This window comes from Streptosporangium canum, from assembly GCF_900113865.1.
Classification (GTDB): domain Bacteria; phylum Actinomycetota; class Actinomycetes; order Streptosporangiales; family Streptosporangiaceae; genus Streptosporangium; species Streptosporangium canum.
Map to the genome: position 1 here is coordinate 1 of NZ_FOQY01000049.1, position 16,252 is coordinate 16,252.

At 72.3% G+C, this 16,252-nt stretch carries 14 protein-coding genes; 8 read left to right on the top strand and 6 right to left on the bottom strand.

The features are described from left to right. From BM085_RS39240 to BM085_RS39255, 4 genes are all read left to right on the top strand, one after another. The coding region (locus BM085_RS39240; protein WP_245789955.1) for an FGGY-family carbohydrate kinase at nucleotides 1–759 on the top strand (759 nt) is incomplete at its 5' end. Between the two features lie 144 nt (nucleotides 760–903). Beyond that, nucleotides 904–2,574 (top strand): glycerol-3-phosphate dehydrogenase/oxidase, encoded by a 1,671-nt coding sequence (locus tag BM085_RS39245; RefSeq protein WP_245789956.1) that lies wholly within the window; start codon nucleotides 904–906, stop codon nucleotides 2,572–2,574. Nucleotides 2,575–2,629: 55 nt separating this feature from the next. After that, nucleotides 2,630–4,369 carry a serine/threonine-protein kinase gene (locus BM085_RS39250; RefSeq protein ID WP_143121279.1) on the top strand — a complete coding sequence of 580 codons (1,740 nt, stop codon included), beginning with the start codon at nucleotides 2,630–2,632 and terminating at the stop codon, nucleotides 4,367–4,369. A 146-nt stretch (nucleotides 4,370–4,515) separates the two neighbouring features. Further along, nucleotides 4,516–5,058 (top strand): VOC family protein, encoded by a 543-nt coding sequence (locus BM085_RS39255; protein WP_245789957.1) that lies wholly within the window; start codon nucleotides 4,516–4,518, stop codon nucleotides 5,056–5,058. A 140-nt stretch (nucleotides 5,059–5,198) separates the two neighbouring features. Here BM085_RS39255 and BM085_RS39260 read toward each other — a convergent pair whose 3' ends face one another. After that, entirely contained in the window at nucleotides 5,199–7,502 is a 2,304-nt protein-coding gene (locus BM085_RS39260; protein WP_143121280.1) for a tetratricopeptide repeat protein, read from the bottom strand. Nucleotides 7,503–7,619: 117 nt separating this feature from the next. Here BM085_RS39260 and BM085_RS39265 point away from each other — a divergent pair, with 117 nt between their 5' ends. After that, on the top strand, nucleotides 7,620–8,336 hold the full coding sequence (locus BM085_RS39265) for a maleylpyruvate isomerase family mycothiol-dependent enzyme (protein ID WP_093891842.1): 717 nt from the start codon (nucleotides 7,620–7,622) through the stop codon (nucleotides 8,334–8,336). A gap of 118 nt (nucleotides 8,337–8,454) precedes the next feature. Next, on the top strand, nucleotides 8,455–9,105 hold the full coding sequence (locus BM085_RS39270) for a phosphatase PAP2 family protein (RefSeq protein ID WP_093891843.1): 651 nt from the start codon (nucleotides 8,455–8,457) through the stop codon (nucleotides 9,103–9,105). Here BM085_RS39270 and BM085_RS39275 read toward each other — a convergent pair. Both BM085_RS39275 and BM085_RS39280 read right to left on the bottom strand, forming a co-directional pair. Next, a complete protein-coding gene (locus BM085_RS39275) occupies nucleotides 9,102–9,758 on the bottom strand; it encodes a response regulator transcription factor (RefSeq protein WP_093891844.1) in 657 nt (218 codons plus the stop codon). The genes BM085_RS39270 and BM085_RS39275 overlap by 4 nt on opposite strands. Continuing rightward, nucleotides 9,755–11,515, bottom strand: coding sequence for a sensor histidine kinase (locus tag BM085_RS39280; RefSeq protein WP_093891845.1), 1,761 nt, complete (start codon nucleotides 11,513–11,515; stop codon nucleotides 9,755–9,757). The genes BM085_RS39275 and BM085_RS39280 overlap by 4 nt, the downstream gene beginning before the upstream one ends. A gap of 365 nt (nucleotides 11,516–11,880) precedes the next feature. On the opposite strand from BM085_RS39280, the gene BM085_RS39285 reads away from it, so the two are divergent. Beyond that, the gene (locus BM085_RS39285; protein WP_093891846.1) at nucleotides 11,881–12,549 is read left to right on the top strand and encodes an AIM24 family protein; all 669 of its coding nucleotides are present in this window, start codon (nucleotides 11,881–11,883) and stop codon (nucleotides 12,547–12,549) included. 125 nt (nucleotides 12,550–12,674) lie between these two features. Here the strand turns inward: BM085_RS39285 and BM085_RS39290 are convergent, their stop codons facing one another. The 3 genes from BM085_RS39290 to BM085_RS39300 all read right to left on the bottom strand — a co-directional run bounded on the left by BM085_RS39290 (nucleotide 12,675) and on the right by BM085_RS39300 (nucleotide 15,112). Then, nucleotides 12,675–13,151, bottom strand: coding sequence for a pyridoxamine 5'-phosphate oxidase family protein (locus BM085_RS39290; protein WP_093891847.1), 477 nt, complete (start codon nucleotides 13,149–13,151; stop codon nucleotides 12,675–12,677). Nucleotides 13,152–13,164: 13 nt separating this feature from the next. After that, a complete protein-coding gene (locus BM085_RS39295; protein WP_245789958.1) occupies nucleotides 13,165–14,550 on the bottom strand; it encodes an MFS transporter in 1,386 nt (461 codons plus the stop codon). Between the two features lie 115 nt (nucleotides 14,551–14,665). After that, complete coding sequence (locus BM085_RS39300; protein WP_093891849.1) at nucleotides 14,666–15,112, bottom strand: carboxymuconolactone decarboxylase family protein; 447 nt, start codon at nucleotides 15,110–15,112, stop codon at nucleotides 14,666–14,668. Nucleotides 15,113–15,228: 116 nt separating this feature from the next. Here BM085_RS39300 and BM085_RS39305 point away from each other — a divergent pair, with 116 nt between their 5' ends. Continuing rightward, nucleotides 15,229–16,146 (top strand): LysR family transcriptional regulator, encoded by a 918-nt coding sequence (locus tag BM085_RS39305; protein ID WP_093891850.1) that lies wholly within the window; start codon nucleotides 15,229–15,231, stop codon nucleotides 16,144–16,146. The last annotated feature ends 106 nt before the right edge of the window (nucleotides 16,147–16,252 follow it).

The following is a 16,252-nucleotide window of genomic DNA, read 5'->3' on the forward strand; positions in this document are numbered from 1 at the left end:
ACCGTGGGACAGGTGTGCTTCGAGGTCGGCGAGGCCAAGAACACCTACGGCACCGGCAACTTCCTGCTCCTCAACACCGGCCACGAGCTGGTGCGCTCGAAGAACGGCCTGCTCACCACCGTCTGCTACCAGTTCGGCGCCGACCGGCCGGTCTACGCGCTCGAAGGCTCGATCGCCGTGACCGGCTCGGCCGTGCAGTGGCTGCGCGACCAGCTCGGCATCATCTCCGGGGCCGCGGAGAGCGAGGCGCTGGCCCGGCAGGTCGACGACAACGGCGGTGTGTACTTCGTGCCCGCCTTCTCCGGCCTGTTCGCCCCGTACTGGCGCTCCGACGCCCGGGGCGCGATCGTCGGCCTGTCGCGCTTCAACACCAACGCCCACATCGCCCGGGCGACCCTGGAGGCGATCTGCTACCAGACCCGCGACGTCGTCGAGGCCATGCACAACGACTCCGGAGTCGCCCTCGACGTGCTCCGCGTCGACGGCGGCGTCACGGCCAACGACCTGTGCATGCAGATCCAGGCGGACATCCTCGGCGTCCCCGTCTCCAAGCCGGTCGTGGCCGAGACCACGGCACTGGGCGCCGCCTACGCGGCCGGTCTGGCACTCGGCTTCTGGGAGTCGACCGACGGGCTCAAGCAGAACTGGAACGAGGCCGAGCGCTGGCAGCCCCACTGGACGGACGAAGAGCGCACGCGGGGGTACGCCGGCTGGAAGAAGGCCGTGGAACGCACGCTCAACTGGGTCGACGTTGACTGACCGCCCGCCGGCCCGCGACCTCGTCCGGCGGCGCGGCCGGGCCCCGCCTTCGGGGGAGACCACGCTCACCCCTGAAGGAGAGGAAGCCCTACCGTGAGATCTGCAGCATTGGGACCGCAAAACCGGGCGACGGCGTTGCGGGAGATGAGCGAGAACGAATACGACGTGCTGGTCATCGGCGGCGGAGTGGTCGGCGTGGGGGCCGCACTCGACGCGGTGTCGCGGGGCCTGACGGTCGCGCTGATCGAGGCCCGCGACTGGGCGGCCGGCAGTTCGAGCCGGTCCAGCAAGCTGATCCACGGTGGCCTGCGCTACCTGGAGCAGCTGGACTTCCGGCTCGTGCGGGAGGCGCTCAAGGAGCGGCACCTGCTGCTGACCCGCCTGGCGCCCCACCTTGTCCGGCCCGTCCCCTTCCTCTTCCCGCTCAGGCACCGGATCTGGGAACGGTTCTACATCGGCGCCGGCATGACCCTTTACGACCTCCTGGGGGGCCTGAGGTCGGTCGTCCCGCGCCACCGGCATCTGAGCCGTCACCGTGCCCTGGAGGAGGCTCCCGCGCTCCGCCCCGACGCCCTCATCGGCGCCCTCCAGTACTTCGACGCGCAGACCGACGACGCGCGCATGACGCTGACGATCGCCCGGACGGCCGCCCGGTACGGCGCCGCCGTCGTGAACAGGGCACGCGCGACCCGCCTGCTCCGCGAAGGCGGCCGTGTCACGGGGGCGCGGGTGCTGGATCTCGAGACCGGCAGGGAGATCACCGTCCGCGCGGGCCAGGTGATCAGCGCCACCGGCGTCTGGACCGACGAGACCCTCGCGATGGCCGGTGCCGGGGAGAGCCGGACCATGAAGCCGTCGAAGGGCGTCCACATCGTCGTGCCGCGCGACCGGATCGGTCTCCGCACCGCCATGATCCTCCGCACCGAGCAGAGCGTGCTCTTCGTGATCCCGTGGGGGCAGTACTGGATCATCGGGACCACAGACACGCAGTGGAGCCTCGACAAGGACCGTCCCGTGGCGAGCCGCGCCGACATCGACTACCTGCTCGACCACGTCAACGCGGTGCTGCGCCGGCCGCTGACCCGGGACGACATCGAGGGCGTGTACGCCGGGCTCCGCCCCCTGCTCGCCGGCGGCGAGGCGAACACCGCGAAGCTCTCGCGCGAGCACCTGGTCGCCAATCCCGTCCCGGGCCTGGTGATCGTCGCCGGCGGCAAGTACACCACCTACCGCGTGATGGCCCAGGACGCCGTCGACATGGCGGTGCGAGAGCTCGGCGCCGACGTGGCCGGGTCGGTCACCCAGCGGGTGCCCCTCCTGGGCGCGGCCGGGTACGAGGCGCTGTGGAACGGCCGGCACCGTCTGGCCGAGCGTTCCGGGTTGAGCGTCCCCACCGTGGAGCGGCTCCTGCGCCGCTACGGGTCGGAGGTCGAGGACCTGCTGGACATGATCACCGCCGACCCCGCGCTGGGGCAGGCGCTCGACGGCGCCCCGGGCTACCTGAAGGCCGAGGCCGTCTACGCGGCGTCGCACGAGCAGGCCCTCCACCTGGAGGACGTGCTGACCCGCCGTACGCACGTCTTCATGGAGGAGAGGGACCGCGGCCTCGCCGCCGCGCCCGAGGTGGCCGCCCTCATCGCCCCGGTCCTCGGCTGGGACGACGACGCGGTGCGGCGCGAGACGGAGCGCTACCGGCTGCAGGTCGAGGCGGAGATCGCCGCGGAGAAGCAGCCGGACGACGTGACGGCGGAGGTGATCCTGCACAGCGTCCCCGACCTGTCCGCCCGCGCGGGCGCGGCCGGGGCGAATCCCTAGCGTCGCGACCGCGCGGACGCCGCCACGGCCGGGCACCCGTAAGGTGGGGTCCCAATTGCCGGGCTCGGAATCGATGGCGGGGATCGTGGGCGGTTGGGAACGGGCGCAGGCCGTGCTGGCCGGCCGGTATCGGCTGGAGGAGCTGATCGGCCGGGGCGGGACGGGCGAGGTGTGGCGCGGTCATGACCTGCGGCCGGGCTGGCCGGTGGCGGTCAAGATCCTGTCGCCGCAGGTGACCGACGTCTCCATGCGGGAGCGGTTCGCCCGGGAGGCGCGGACCGCCGCGCGGGTCGTCCACCCCAACGTGGTGACGGTGTTCGACGTGGGCGAGCACAAGGGCCGGCCGTTCCTGGTGATGGAGCTGCTGACCGGCCGCGACCTCGCCACCGAGCTGGCCGAGGACGGCCCACCGGACATTTTCGCGATGTGCCGCCTGGCGGGACAGGCCGCGGTCGGGCTGGACGCCGCGCATCGGGCCGGGGTCGTGCACCGCGACGTCAAGCCGGCCAACCTGCACCGGAGCGGGGACGGCGCGCTCAAGGTGGTCGACTTCGGTACGGCCCGCGTCGCGACCGAGGCCGCGACGCGGCTGACCTCCGGGGGAGACGTCATCGGCACGGCCGCCTACCTGTCGCCCGAGCAGATCCTCGGCGAGGCGGGGGACGCGGCCTCCGACCTGTACGCGCTCGGCTGCGTCTGTTACGAGCTGCTGTGCGGGCGCCCGCCGTTCGTCGGACCGGCGGCGGACCTGATCTCCCAGCACGTGCGGAGCCTTCCGGATCCGCCCCGCCGCCACCGCCCGGACGTCCCGGCGGAGCTGGAGCGGCTGGTGCTGGCCCTGCTGGAGAAGGACCCCGCCGCGCGGCCCCCCAGCGGGGAAGTCGTCCGCCGGGTGCTGGCCGGGGTCGCCCGCCAGGTGGCGCCCCGCGCCCGTGACGCCGCGGCGCCCCCTCCCCCGGCGCCGGAACCGGGCCCGCCCCCCGCACGGGCCCGGACGGCGGAGGCTCAGGCCGGGCGGGCCCGGAGCACGGAGGTGTGGACGGCGCAAGCCCGGCCCACGGAAGCCCGGCTTGCGGAGGCCCGGCTTGCGGAGGCCCGGCCCACGGAGGCCCGGCTTGCGGAGGCCCGGAGCGTGGAAGCCCGTACGGCGGAGGCTCAGGGCGTGCGGGCTCAGAGCACGGAGGTGTGGACGGCGGAGGCGTGGACGGCGCGGTCCCGCACCGGGGAGGGCGCTCGGAGCGCGGGGGCCGTGCCGGGCCGCCTGCGGGGATGGCACGTCGGGGCGGGGCTGGGCGTGCTCGCCGTCCTCGTGGCCGGGGCCCTGTGGACGTCGGCCCCGGCGGACCCGGCGGGATCGGCCGCCGCCGCGATCACGTCCGCGGCACCGGCCGCGACGCGGTCCGGACCGCCGTCCGCGTCGCCGTCGCCGTCGCGGACCGCCTCGCAACGCGTGTCCGCGGCCCCGTCGCCGACCCCCAGCCGGACCGCGGCGTCGCAGGGATGGCGGGCACGCCTGCTGGCCTTCAGTCGTGCCGTCACCGAGCAGGAACGCCAGGGGGGCATCGACCGCAAGCTGGCCCGCAAGCTCCGCGGGAAGATCGCCAAAATCGCCGGGAAGATCCAGAAGGGCAAGAGCGAGGACGCCCGTGACGAGCTGCGCGAGATCGGGCGCGACCTGGCCGAGGCCCGGCGGAAGGGCAGGCTCGCCTCCGAGGGGCCGCTCCTTGACTTCCTGCGCGGCTCCGGATCCGCCCTCACCTCCCCGCCGCGCGGCCGCGATTCCGACGACGACTAGCCGCGCGGCCGCGATTCCGACGACGACTAGGGGTACTGCCCTGAGAGGTCACTGACCTTTAATCCGTGATATCGCCAACACCGGATGGCCGAAGCGGCGGGACGTGACGAACCCCGCTCAGCCTCAGGGAGAGAAGGGCCCGGCACATGATGCGGACGACCGGGCGGGACGTGGCCACGCCACTCGACCCGGACGAGTTCGACGGGCCAGTGGACAAGGACCGGAGGAGAACCGACGTGCTTGAGAAGAAGCTCACCGAGGCGCGCTGGACGCACATCGCACTGCCCTGCTGCGACGTGGACAAGGCGATCGAGTTCTACACCACCATGACCCCGCTGGTGGTGGTCGCCCGCCACGAGGACGAGGACGGACGCAACGTCTGGCTCTCCAACGACAGGCAGGTGGAGACGCCGTTCGTGCTGGTGCTGGTGGAGTTCGCCAAGGACAGGGGGACGCGGCAGCCGCAGCTCACCCCGTTCGCACACCTCGGCATGGAGGTGCCCGACCGCGAGGACGTGGACCGGATCGCCGCCGAGGCGCGGGAGATGGGCTGCCTGCACTGGGAGCCGATGGAGCTGCCGGCGCCGGTCGGCTACATCTGCGCGCTGAAGGACCCCGACGGCAACGTCGTGGAGATCTCGCACAACCAGCAGGTCTTCGAAGAGGTCCGCACCCTGTGGGGGAGCTGACCAGGCAGGCGGTCGAACGCTACGTCGCGGCGCTCAACAGGCACGACCCCGGCGAGATCGCCGCCTGTGTCACCCCCGGCTTCCACAACGAGCACACCTCGGAGGCCGGGGTCAGCCTGCACGGCAGGGACGCCGCCGGCTCAGGGAGCCTGCTCGGCCTCCGGCAGCGTGGCGCTGAGCAGGCGGGCCCGGGCCAGCACCCCGTCGGCCTCCGCCTGGTCACCGAGATCCGCCAGGAGGTGGCCCAGGTCGGTCAGCGAGCCGGCGAGGGAGCGGCGGTGGAGGGCCGGGTCCCGCGCGGCGAGCCCGCTGTCGATCTCGACGGCCCGGCGGCGGTGGCCGAGCGCCTCACCGGAGCGGCCCGCCTGGCGCAGGTAGTCGGCCAGCTCGCCGAGCGCCCAGGAGAGAAGGGGCAGGTGCTCGGGCTCCTCCCCGACGACGGCGGTGAGGATCTCCACCGCCTTCTGCTGGGCCGCGACGGCCTCGTCGAGACGGAGCAGGTCGTCCAGGCAGGTGGCCATGAGGCTGAGCGCGCGGGCGTAGGGGGCCGGCGGGGCGTCCGGCTGCCCCATCGCGACGATCTCCCACAGCGTGGCCGCCCGGGTCAGGTGCTCCAGGGCCGCCTCCCGGTGCTGGACGCCGATGAGCTGCTCGCCGAGCGTGGTGAAGGCGTCGACCGGATCGTCCGCCGTCTCCAGCAGCCTGTCGGTCACCGCCTCGGTGTCGCGGTACAGGCAGCTCAGAACGAGCAGCTGCCTGCGCAGCGTCACCGCGAGCTTGCCGTCGCGGCCGAGCTCCTCCCAGATGGCGGCCGCCCGTTCGAGCAGGGGCAGCGCCCTCTCGTGGTCCTCCTGGTCGCAGTGCCGTACGGCGAGGCTGTCGAGCTCGTCCGCCAGCCTGCCCAGGTATCGGTCCGGGTCGAGCGCGGCGAGATCCTCGTAGAGCGCCACGGCCCGGGCCGTGGCCCGGACGGCGCGCTCCGGGTGCCCGGCGTTCGCCGCCCGGTCGCCCAGGTGGGACAGGGCCTCCGCCATCCCCGCCCGGTGCTCCGTCCCGGCCGGGGCGGCCGCGCCGTACAGGTCGGCGGCGAGCTGCGCGGCGGCCACGGCCTCCTCGGGGCGCTCCAGCAGGGCCAGGTAGACGCTCTGCGCGACCCACGCACCGGCCAGGCCGGAGCGGAAACGGTCCGGGGCGCGCTGGACCAGCTCCCCGTACAGGGCCAGAGCCCGCTCCAGGCACGCGAACGCCCGCTCCGGCCGTTCCAGCCGCTCGTGGTAGCGGCCCAGGTGGTGCAGCGCCTGGGCGAGCTCATGGCCGTGGTCCCCCTCCGTGTCCCCGGAGGCGTGCAGGCGCTCCAGCAGGCTCACGGCGCGCTCACCCGAGGTGACGGCGCGCTCGAACTGCTCGCACGCCTCCCGCAGGAGGCCCAGGTAGCCCAGGGCGCCGGCCAGGCCGGTCGCCCAGCCGGGATCCGCGTCGTAGAGCCGCTGAAGGATCTCGGCCGCCTCGCGCACCGCCTCCACGGCCTCCACGGTCCGGCCGGCGTTCTGGAGGCAGATGCCGAGGTTGTGCAGAGCGGTCGCCAGCCGCGCCGGGTCGCCGATGTCCCGCAGCAGCGCGGCGGACGCGGCGGCGGCCTCGACCGCCTCCGCGCTCCGGTCCATCGCGTTGAGGGCGATCCCCAGCCGCTCATGGATGTCGGCCCGGGTCTCCTCGCTGTCCGGGCAGTCTCCGTAGAGCGCCACGGACTCCTTCATCGCGGCGACCGCGGCCTCGCTCTGCCCGCTCTCCTCAAGGTCCCTGCCGAGGCAGTCGAGGGCGCGGGCCAGTTTCGGGGTCCAGCCGGGGTCGCCGTCGCGGGTCGCGCGGCAGAGGTCGACGGCCTGGCGCATCGCGCCGACGGCGTCCCCGAGCCGGCCGAGCTCACGGTGGACGTGCCTGAGGTTGTGCAGGGAGCGCAGCAGCTCCGGGCGGTAGTAGGCCGGGTCCTCGCCCGCGAGCGCCCGGTACATCCCGGTCGATGTCAGGACGGCCTTCAGCGCGTCGGCGGGCTCGCCCAGTTTCAGGTCGATCCCGGCCAACTCGTCCAGGGCCAGGGCATGCCAGAAGCGCTGGTCCGGATCCTCCACGCTGAGCACGGCGTACGCCTGGACGGTCTCGACGGCCACCTCCCGCGCCTCGTCCCACAGCTCGCCCGTGATCAGCTCCTCCCGGAGCTCCCGCAGGGCCGTGGCGACGGTGAGACGGTGCGCGGGCAGCCGGCGGGCCCGCTCCAGCACCTGCCTCGCCGTGGCGAGGGCGGCCTCGCGGTCGCCCGCCTCCCTCTGCAGCTCGAGGAGCCGGGTCAGCCCGGTGATCTGCCCCTGCTCCGGCTCCCCGCCGGCCTGCTCCCCGGGCCGCGGGTGGACGTCGTTCCCGGCCGGGTTCATCGGTGTCTTCCTCACCGGGCCAACTTTCGCGGCTGCCGCTTGCCCTTCACTTGAAATCTGATGAAAGCGGGGCTGGGGCGGGGAGAGTGTTCAGCGGATGCGTGCCCCCGCGTCTCTGGGTACCTCTGATGCATGACCTCACCATCGAAGGATCCGCTGGCCGATCTCGACCCCTTCGACATCTTCGACACCGAGGCGGCCCGCCTGGACCGCTACTTCTCCCGGCTCGACGACGAGGGCTGGGAGCGGCCCTCGCGGTGCGCGGGCTGGTCGGTGCGCGACGTCCTGGGGCACCTGGCCGGCGAGGAGCTCTACAACCACGCCTGCCTGGACGGCGACATCCGGGGTTTCACCGCGATGCTCGGACGCGAGGGCGTCACCGGCGGCTTCGACGGCTTCAACGACTGGTGCGTACGGCGGGGCCGCGGCATGCCCGTCGAGGAGGTGCTCCAGGAGTGGCGGCGCGCGAACGGCGAGACGCGCGAGCGCATGCGCGCGCTCGGCCGCGACGCGGAACTGCCGACCATGGCCGGGCCGTACCCGGTGGGCCTGCAGACCTTCCACTACGACTCCGAGTACGCCACGCACGCCGACGACGTGGGAGCTCCCGTGGCGGACGACGAGGCCGACGGGCGGGCCCGGTGGCGGTCCGAGGTGGCGAGCTTCGTGCTGGGGGAGCAGGGCTCGAAGGCGCAGGTCGAGCTGACCGCCGAACGGGTCCGGGTGTACGCGGCCGGCGTGAGCGCGCAGCTGCCCGTCTCCGTGTTCGTCGAGGCGACGGTCGGCCGGCTGCCGGACGACCACCCGATCGACCGCAGGCTCAGGGCGGTCCTGCGCTGCCTGGCCTGAGCCCGGCCCCCGTGACCTCGACGAAAGTCAATGCCGATCGCTGACGATCGGCGACTCCCGCCTGACCTCCGGATTCCTACAGTCGTAGGCGCCCCAGAAGGGACGACACGGAGGAAAAGTGAGCGATCGGATCGACGGCGTGCCCGACATCAGCGCCGAGTTGTACCGCGACATCACCGGGTTCGCGCAGAGCACCCCATCCTGGTTCCAGGCGCTGGCCGAGATCGGCACGGAGGCCGTGCTGGTGGTCTTCGCCGCCCTTCTCCTCGGCGCCTGGTGGCGGGCCCGGCGCGAGGACACCCGGGCGATGACGCTTGCCCTGCTCGCCCCCGCCGCGACGGTGGCGGCCTACGTGATCAGTGAACTGTTCAAGAATCTCGTGGCGGAGGACCGGCCGTGCCGCGTCCTGCGCGGCGTCTCCGCCCTCGCCGACTGCCCGCCGTACGGGGACTGGTCCTTCCCCAGCAACCACGCGACGCTCGCCGCCGCCGCGGCGGCCGGTCTCGTCATCGCCTGGCGGCGGACCACCCCCTACGTCCTGGTCGCGGCGGCGCTGGGGGCCTTCTCCCGGGTCTTCGTCGGCGTCCACTACCCGCACGACGTCATCGCGGGCTGTCTGCTCGGCGCGGTCGTGGTCCCGCTGCTGATGCTGGCCCTGACGCCCCTGCTCATCCCATCGGTGGAGCGCCTGCGAAGCCGGGGCGCGCTCCGCCCGGCGCTCACCGCGACAGGGACCGCGCGCCGTACCGGACGTGCCGGCCGGGGCTAGCCGGGATCGGCCAGCCCGGCCTCGTGGGCGAGGACGGCGGCCTGCACGCGGTTGCGCACGCCGAGCCGGCCCAGGATCGTGCTGACGTACGTCTTCACGCTGCCCTCGACCAGATGCAGGCGCCGGGCGATCTCCGCGTTGGACAGGCCCGCGCCGACCAGCCCCAGGACCTCACGCTCGCGCCGGGTGAGCACGTCGATCCGCTCGCGGGCGGCGGTCCCGCGGGCCAGACGGTCGCCGGCCAGCTCGCCGATCACCCGTGCGGCCACCCTGGGCGACAGGTAGGCGCCGCCCTCGGCCACCGCCCGCACCGCCAGCAGGAACTCGCGCGGGTCCCCGGTCTTGAGCAGGAATCCCGCGGCGCCGTCGGCGAGCGCCCGCGCGATGTAGGAGTCCCTGCCGAAGGTCGTCATGATCAGCACCGCCGTCCCGGGCACCGCCCGGCGGATCTCGGCGGTCGCGGCGAGCCCGTCGAGGTCAGGCATGCGGATGTCGACCAGGGCGACGTCCGGCCGGCGTTCGCGGACCAGCTCGACCAGCGTCCGCCCGTCGCCGGCCTCGGCGACCACCTCGATGCCGGGATCGGCCGCCAGGATCATCCGCACCCCCGCGCGGACCACGCTCTCGTCGTCGGCCAGCACCACCCGGATCAACGCGCCGTCTCCTGTCGTGCGACCGCCGGCGGAGGCGGGGCCGAGGGCAGGAAGTCCTTGCCCACCAGCCGGCCGTCCCTGAAACACAGCCGGTAGAGGTCGCCGCGCCGCTCGGCGAACGGGTTGCGGTGCTTTCCGTAGTGGAGGCACTCGGCCCCGGCGGGCACCGGCGGGCCCGGCCTGCCCGCGGCGTCGGCCCGGGGCCGCGCGGGCAGCACCGCCTCGACCTCGGCTTGATCCTGCCCCACCCGCAGCCGGTCGAAATCAGTGGCCGGCAGGGCGGAGGCGACGGTGTCGTAGGCCATGAAACCGCTCACGGCCACCGCCGCCCCCGCGCAGGTCGCCAGGGCCGCGCCGATCGCCAGGGTGCGAGCGCGGCGCACCCGCCGCCGCGCCTCCCTCAGACGGGCCGCGGACGGCGACGGGATCCGGCTCCCCCCGGCCGGGTCCGGCACGTGCGGCAGCCGTACGGCCAGCTCGAAGCCGTCGCCGCGCCGTTCCGCCCGGAGGGTCCCGCCGCACAGGCGGACCCGTTCGGCCAGGCCGATCAGCCCGTACCCACCGCCCGCGATCAGACCCTCCCGCCGGTGCTCTCCTCTCGCGATCAGGCCCTCCCACCGGTGCTCCGCACACGGCGCCGAGCCTTCCCGCCCGTGGTCTCTCCCCGCGATCAGGTCCTCCCGCCCGCGGCCTCCCATGTGACCGGATGCCTGATGCGCGGATGGGGCGCCGTTGGTCACGGTCACCACCGTCTCGTCCGCCAGACGGTCAAGCCTGACCGTCACCGGGGCCCCGGCGGCGTGCTTGACCGCGTTGGTCAGCGCCTCCTGCACCACGCGGTGGACGGCGCGTTCCACCATCGGCGCGAGCCGGCTCCCCTCCCGCGCGTCCTCCTCCCGCAGCCCGTGCGCCTCGATCGGGACGCCGGAGGCCCTGGCGCGTTCCACTAGTTCCGCGACGCTCTCCCCGGGCAGGTCCGGCGAGGAGGGGAGCGCGTCGTCGCGCAGCACCTCGATGATCTCCTGGAGGCGTTCGGAGGCGACGGTGACGGCCCTGCGGGCCTCGCCGGCCGCGTCGCGGTAGCGCGCGTCGAGGCCCGGCGCGACCTCGAGCCCGCCGATCCGCAGCGCGATCAGGCTCAGCTCGTGCCCGAGCAGGTCGTGCATGTCCCCGGCGATGCGGGTGCGCTCGCGCAGCCGGGCCTGGTCGGCGACGATCCGCTGCGCCCGCTCAAGCTGCTCGGCGCGCTCCCAGCCGGAGCGGGCCAGCTCCAGATGCTGGTGCCGTCCCCGCCCCGTCAGCCAGGGGACGGCCCCGAACAGGGCGACTCCCACGATCGCGACGAACCCGGCCCCGAGGTCCCCGGTCAGGGCGGGCACGAGGAACGCCGTCAGGGCGGTGGCGCCGGCCAGCCCGAGCAGTCCGGGCCGGCTCCGTGTCATCCGTACGCCCGCCAGGTAGCTCAGGACGACCGCCGCCGGGAGGAACGGGGCGAGGCCCAACGTCGTCTCCCCGCGCGAAACGACCGAGGCCGCCCACAACGCCAGGGCGAGCAGCATCGAGGCCGGCGGGACGGACCGGCCGAGCGCCACCGCCCCGCCCACGACGAGCAGCCCCGCCGCCGTCTCCCACCCGGCGTACGCGTCCTCGGTGGAGGTGAGCCCCGCCCACAGCACGGGCAGGCACAGGGCCGACCACAGCAGGACGTTCGTGAGCACGTGGTACCGGCTGATCCAGTCAGCGACCGTCTTCCTCATCCGGTCGACGCTACCCAGCCGCAGGAGGTGACTCCACTGCCGAAAGTCAGGGGCGTCGCCATTCCGGAGCGCGGGTTGATGAGATCGACGTCAACGCTGACGTGCCCGCATCGCGGATCCGGCGGAGATCCCATCCGGACGCGCCGCCGGCGACGCGACGACCGGGACCGACGGCGGGGTGAAGCCGTCGACCTCGAACGGCGGCTCCCACGCGGACGCACCCGGCCGAGCGCCCGTACCGGCACTGTGGACGCACTCGGCCGAGCGCCCGCACCGGCACTGTGGTCGTGGCCGTGGGGGAACTCCCGTCCTGCTCCGTTCGTCACTCCTCATGCGACTCCTCCGAGGCTGAAAGGCATCTCCCCGTGCGTAGCTCGTTCTTCGGGAACCTGGACCAGGGCCAGTTCCCCGGCCATTTCGCTCTGCAGAACCCCAAGATGCTGCGGGTGCAGCTGAACGGAGAGGTGCTGGCGCGGCAGGGGTCGATGGTCGCCTTCCAGGGACAGATGGACTTCGACTACGAGGGATCCGGCGGGGTCGGGCGGTTCCTGAAGAAGATGGTCACCGGTGAGGGCGCGCCGCTGATGCGGGTGCGCGGGCAGGGCGCGCTCTTCGTGGCTAACAACGCCGACGACGTGCACCTGTTCTACCTGGAGAACGAGGCGATCACCGTCAACGGGACCAACCTGCTGGCCTTCGACCCCCAGCTCACCTGGGACATCCAGCGGCTGCAGGGCGCGGGCATCGCCACCGGCGGCCTGTTCAACACCACCATCCAGGGCACCGGCTGGGTGGCGGTCACCGCGCACGGCGCGCCGGTGCTGCTCGACACCTCCTACGCGCCGACCTTCGCCGACAGCCAGTCCGCGGTGTGCTGGAGCGCCGGGCTGCGCGTGGGCGTCAACCGCACCCTCAAGGCGGGGGCGCTCATCGGCCGGGGGAGCGGCGAGGCCGCGCAGCTCGCCTTCCAGGGCCAGGGCTTCGTCCTGGTCCAGGCGAGCGAGGGCCCGATCATCCCGCAGACCGGCGGCTGAACCGGCCGGTGCCCGCGGGCCGTACGGCGGCTCCGCCCGGGGCCGCCGTACGGGATGACACGGCGGGTCCGCCGCGCTCTCTCCCACCGCGTCCGCCCGGTGATCGGGTGACGTGGCACCAGAGGTCAGGCGGCCTGCCAGATCCTGCTACGCAGGTCCATGCCGCGGATGACCTGGATACGCCAGGGGGTCAGGCGTAGGACGTGGAGCTTGGGGTCTGCCGGCGAGCGCCAGAAGTTGCCCAGGTTGTAGCCGGCTCCACGCGGGCTCGTCCTCTTGTACAGGTCCCACACGTGGCTCTTGACCGGCAGGTCGTCGACCCACGCGGCGACCGTGTCGATGGCGACGGAGTCGTTGCCCTGGGTCCAGTAGGAGAAGTTGGTGTGAGGGTTGTTGGCGATGTGCGCCGCCTTGACGGGTGTCCTGTAGGTGGCGAGCCAGCCGAGCGGGGTGCCGTCGACGTTCTCCCAGATGGGGATCAGAACCCTGGTCCTGGGCCGGTTCCTGGCGTCCACGGTGACCATCGTGGCGTAGACGATGGCGCCGACGAACGCGTTGAACTCGCTCTCGATCGCGGCGAAGGACTTCACTTTCACAGCCATGGTGTCTCCAGGTTCAGGCGTGCTGCTCGATCGGGGTCTTGCTACGGCGTAGCCCGGAGGCGATGACGAGAGCGCCGAGGGCGGCGGCGACGATGGGCACGATCAACGCGACGCGGAAGCCGTCGAGTACGCCCTGCGGTGAGACGTCGCCTCCGGTCGCGGCGAGGCTGACGGCGGTCACGACCGCCAGTCCCAGTCCCGCGCCGAACTGGAAGGAGGTGTTCAGCAGCCCGCCGGCGAGCCCCTGCTCCTCCTCGGCGATCCCATCGGTGGCGGCGATGGTGAGCGGCCCGTAGACCAGTGCGAAGGCCGTTCCGAGCAGGATCATGGTGGGGAACATGGCCGCATAGGTCCAGTCCAGGCCGATCGGCTGGAACAGCACATAGGCCAGCAAGGCCAGCAGCAGCCCGCCGAAGATCACCCGGGCGTTGCCGAAGCGGTTGACCAGCCAGGGGGTCAGCGTCGGGGCGAGGACGGCGTCGATGCCGATGGCCAGCAGGGCCAGGCCCGTCTGGAGCGGCGACCACCCGCGCAGCTGCTGCAGGTAGAGCACGGCGATGAACTGGAAGGCGAAGAACGAGCCGGAGAACAGGATCGCGCCCAGGTTGGCGCGGACCAGCGCTCCCGAGCGGAAGATGCCCAGTCGCACCAGGGGAGAACGCGACCGCCGCTCGATGGCCACGAAGGCGGCCAGCAGAGCCAGGCTCGCGGCCAGCAGGAGGAGCGTCTGCGCCCAGCCCACGTGAGCTGCCCTCTCGACGGCGAAGACGAGCAGCAGCACGGCGCCCGTGACGCTGACAGCGCCCGCGAAGTCGAAGCCCTGGGCGGGACGGTCGCTCCGCTCGTCCTTGGGCACCAGTGCGACGGCGGCGACGAGAATCGCCGCGGTCATCAGGACCGGGGCGAAGAACACCCATCGCCAGCTGATCGACGTCAGCAGGCCGCCGACGACGAGCCCGAGGGAGAACCCGGCGGCAGCCGTACCGGCATAGACGAGAAGCGCCTTGTTGCGCAGCTTGCCCTCGGGGAAGCTCGTGGTGATGATGGACAGGCCCGCGGGGGTGAGGAACGCCGCGGCTATGCCCTTGACCAGCCGGGACAGGATCAGGATCCAGCCCTCGCCGGCGAAGCCGCCCAGGCCGGAGAAGACGAGGAAGACCGCCAGCCAGAACAGGAACATGCGTCTGCGCCCGAGCAGGTCGGCGGCTCGGCCGCCCATGAGCATGAAGCCGCCGTAGCCGAGCACGTAGGCGCTGACCACCCACTGCAGCTCACCGGTGGACATGGCCAGATCCGCCTGGATCGACGGCAGGGCCACGCCCATCATCGAGACGTCCACGCCTTCCAGGAAGATGGCGCCGCACAGGACGAGCAACATGCCCCATGCTCGCCCGCTCATGCGGTCGGTCTGTTGAAACATCAGGCTTTTCATTCCGTTCTTCATTGACGCGAATTCGGGCAGCACGGATCGGCCGCGCGGCATTCGTGTTGTGAGGGGTAGGACAGGGGGAAGTTCAGCTCGGGGGATGCAGCCGAGCCGTCAGGCACATGCGATCCAGTGCGTTGCAGAGGGAGATCGTCATGATGAGGTTGCCGAGGTTGTAGGGCCCGAGCAGCCGCTCGGCCTCGCCGTACTCCTCATCGGACACACTTTCGGACTGCAGCCAGGTCATGGATTCGGCCAAGGCCAGCGCGGCCCGTTCGGTCGCGGAGAACAACCGGGAGTCACGCCAGCCCGCCAGTTGGTGGAGCCGCTCCTGGGTGTCACCCAGGCGGAGGAGCTCCTTGGAGCGCCTGCCGAGGAAGTACGCGCACCCGTTGATCTGGGAGATGCGGATCCTCACCAGCTCCCGCAACCGGTCATCGATCAGCGCTTCCCGCTGCAACACGTCGTCGAGCTCGGTAATGATCTTGACGGCCTGTGGCGATACCGCGCTCAGAGCGATTCGCTCGTGATACATCGAGCCCTCCTCTGATTCCCGTTGGCTGGTCAAGCATCGATCACGCCATGACCTGGAACAACAGCGAAATGCTCACCTATCGGTAAGGTGGCTTTACTGATAGGAAGGCGTGCGAGATGGACTGGCAGGAAATCGAGGCCTTCCTGACGCTGGCCGAGGAGCTGCACTTCGGCCGCACCGCGGAACGGCTGCACGTGTCACGGGCGCGGATAAGCCAACTGATCAAAGTCCTGGAACGGCGCGTCGGCGGCCCACTGTTCGATCGCACCAGTCGCCGGGTGACGCTGACGCCCGTCGGGCAGCAGCTCCGCGAGGACCTGACACCCCATCACCGCGGTATTCACCAGGCGATCGCCAAAGCCGCCGACGCTGCGCGCGGCGTCGGCGGCGTCCTGCGCGTGGGGTTCTCCAGTCCGCTGGCCAGCGAGATGGTGATGAAGATCGTGAATGCCTTCCGTGTTCGCCATCCCGACTGCGAGGTTCAGATCCGCGAGGTCCACCTGTCGGACCCCTTCGGGCCTCTGCGCCGCGGTGAGCTGGACATCCAGCTCACCGAGTTCCCCGTCGACGAGCCCGACCTGACCGCGGGACCGGTCCTGATCACCGACCCCAAAGTCCTCGCCGTATCCAGTCGGCACCGTCTGGCGCACCGCGAGACGGTCAGTGTGGAAGACCTCGCCGACGAGCTCGTCCTGTTCATCTCCGGAATGCCAGACTATTTCGTGGATCAGTTGCTCCCGCCCTACAGCCCGAGCGGCAAGCCCATCCGCCGCTCACTCACCACCCGGTACTGGCAGGAACTTCTCACGCTCGTCAGCGCGGGCCAGGGGGTCACCTTGGCCGTAGCCCAGGGGGCGCGCTACTACCCCCGCCCCGACCTGGCCTACATCCCCATCGAAGACGCCCCACCGCTGGAATACGGACTTCTCTGGCGTACGGCGGGTGCCACCGTCAGGTGCGGAGCCTTCACACAGACGGCACTCGACTGCGTCTCCGGACCGGCCGCACCGCGTCGGCGGAGACAGCTGCGGTGACCGAGGCCTCCAGCTCGACGGTGAGAAGGAAAAGGGAGGTGCCGGCGCCTCGGCCTTCCCGCCGCCCCTGGTCAGCCCTCGACGTCGGTCTGCCGGTGCGGGGCGC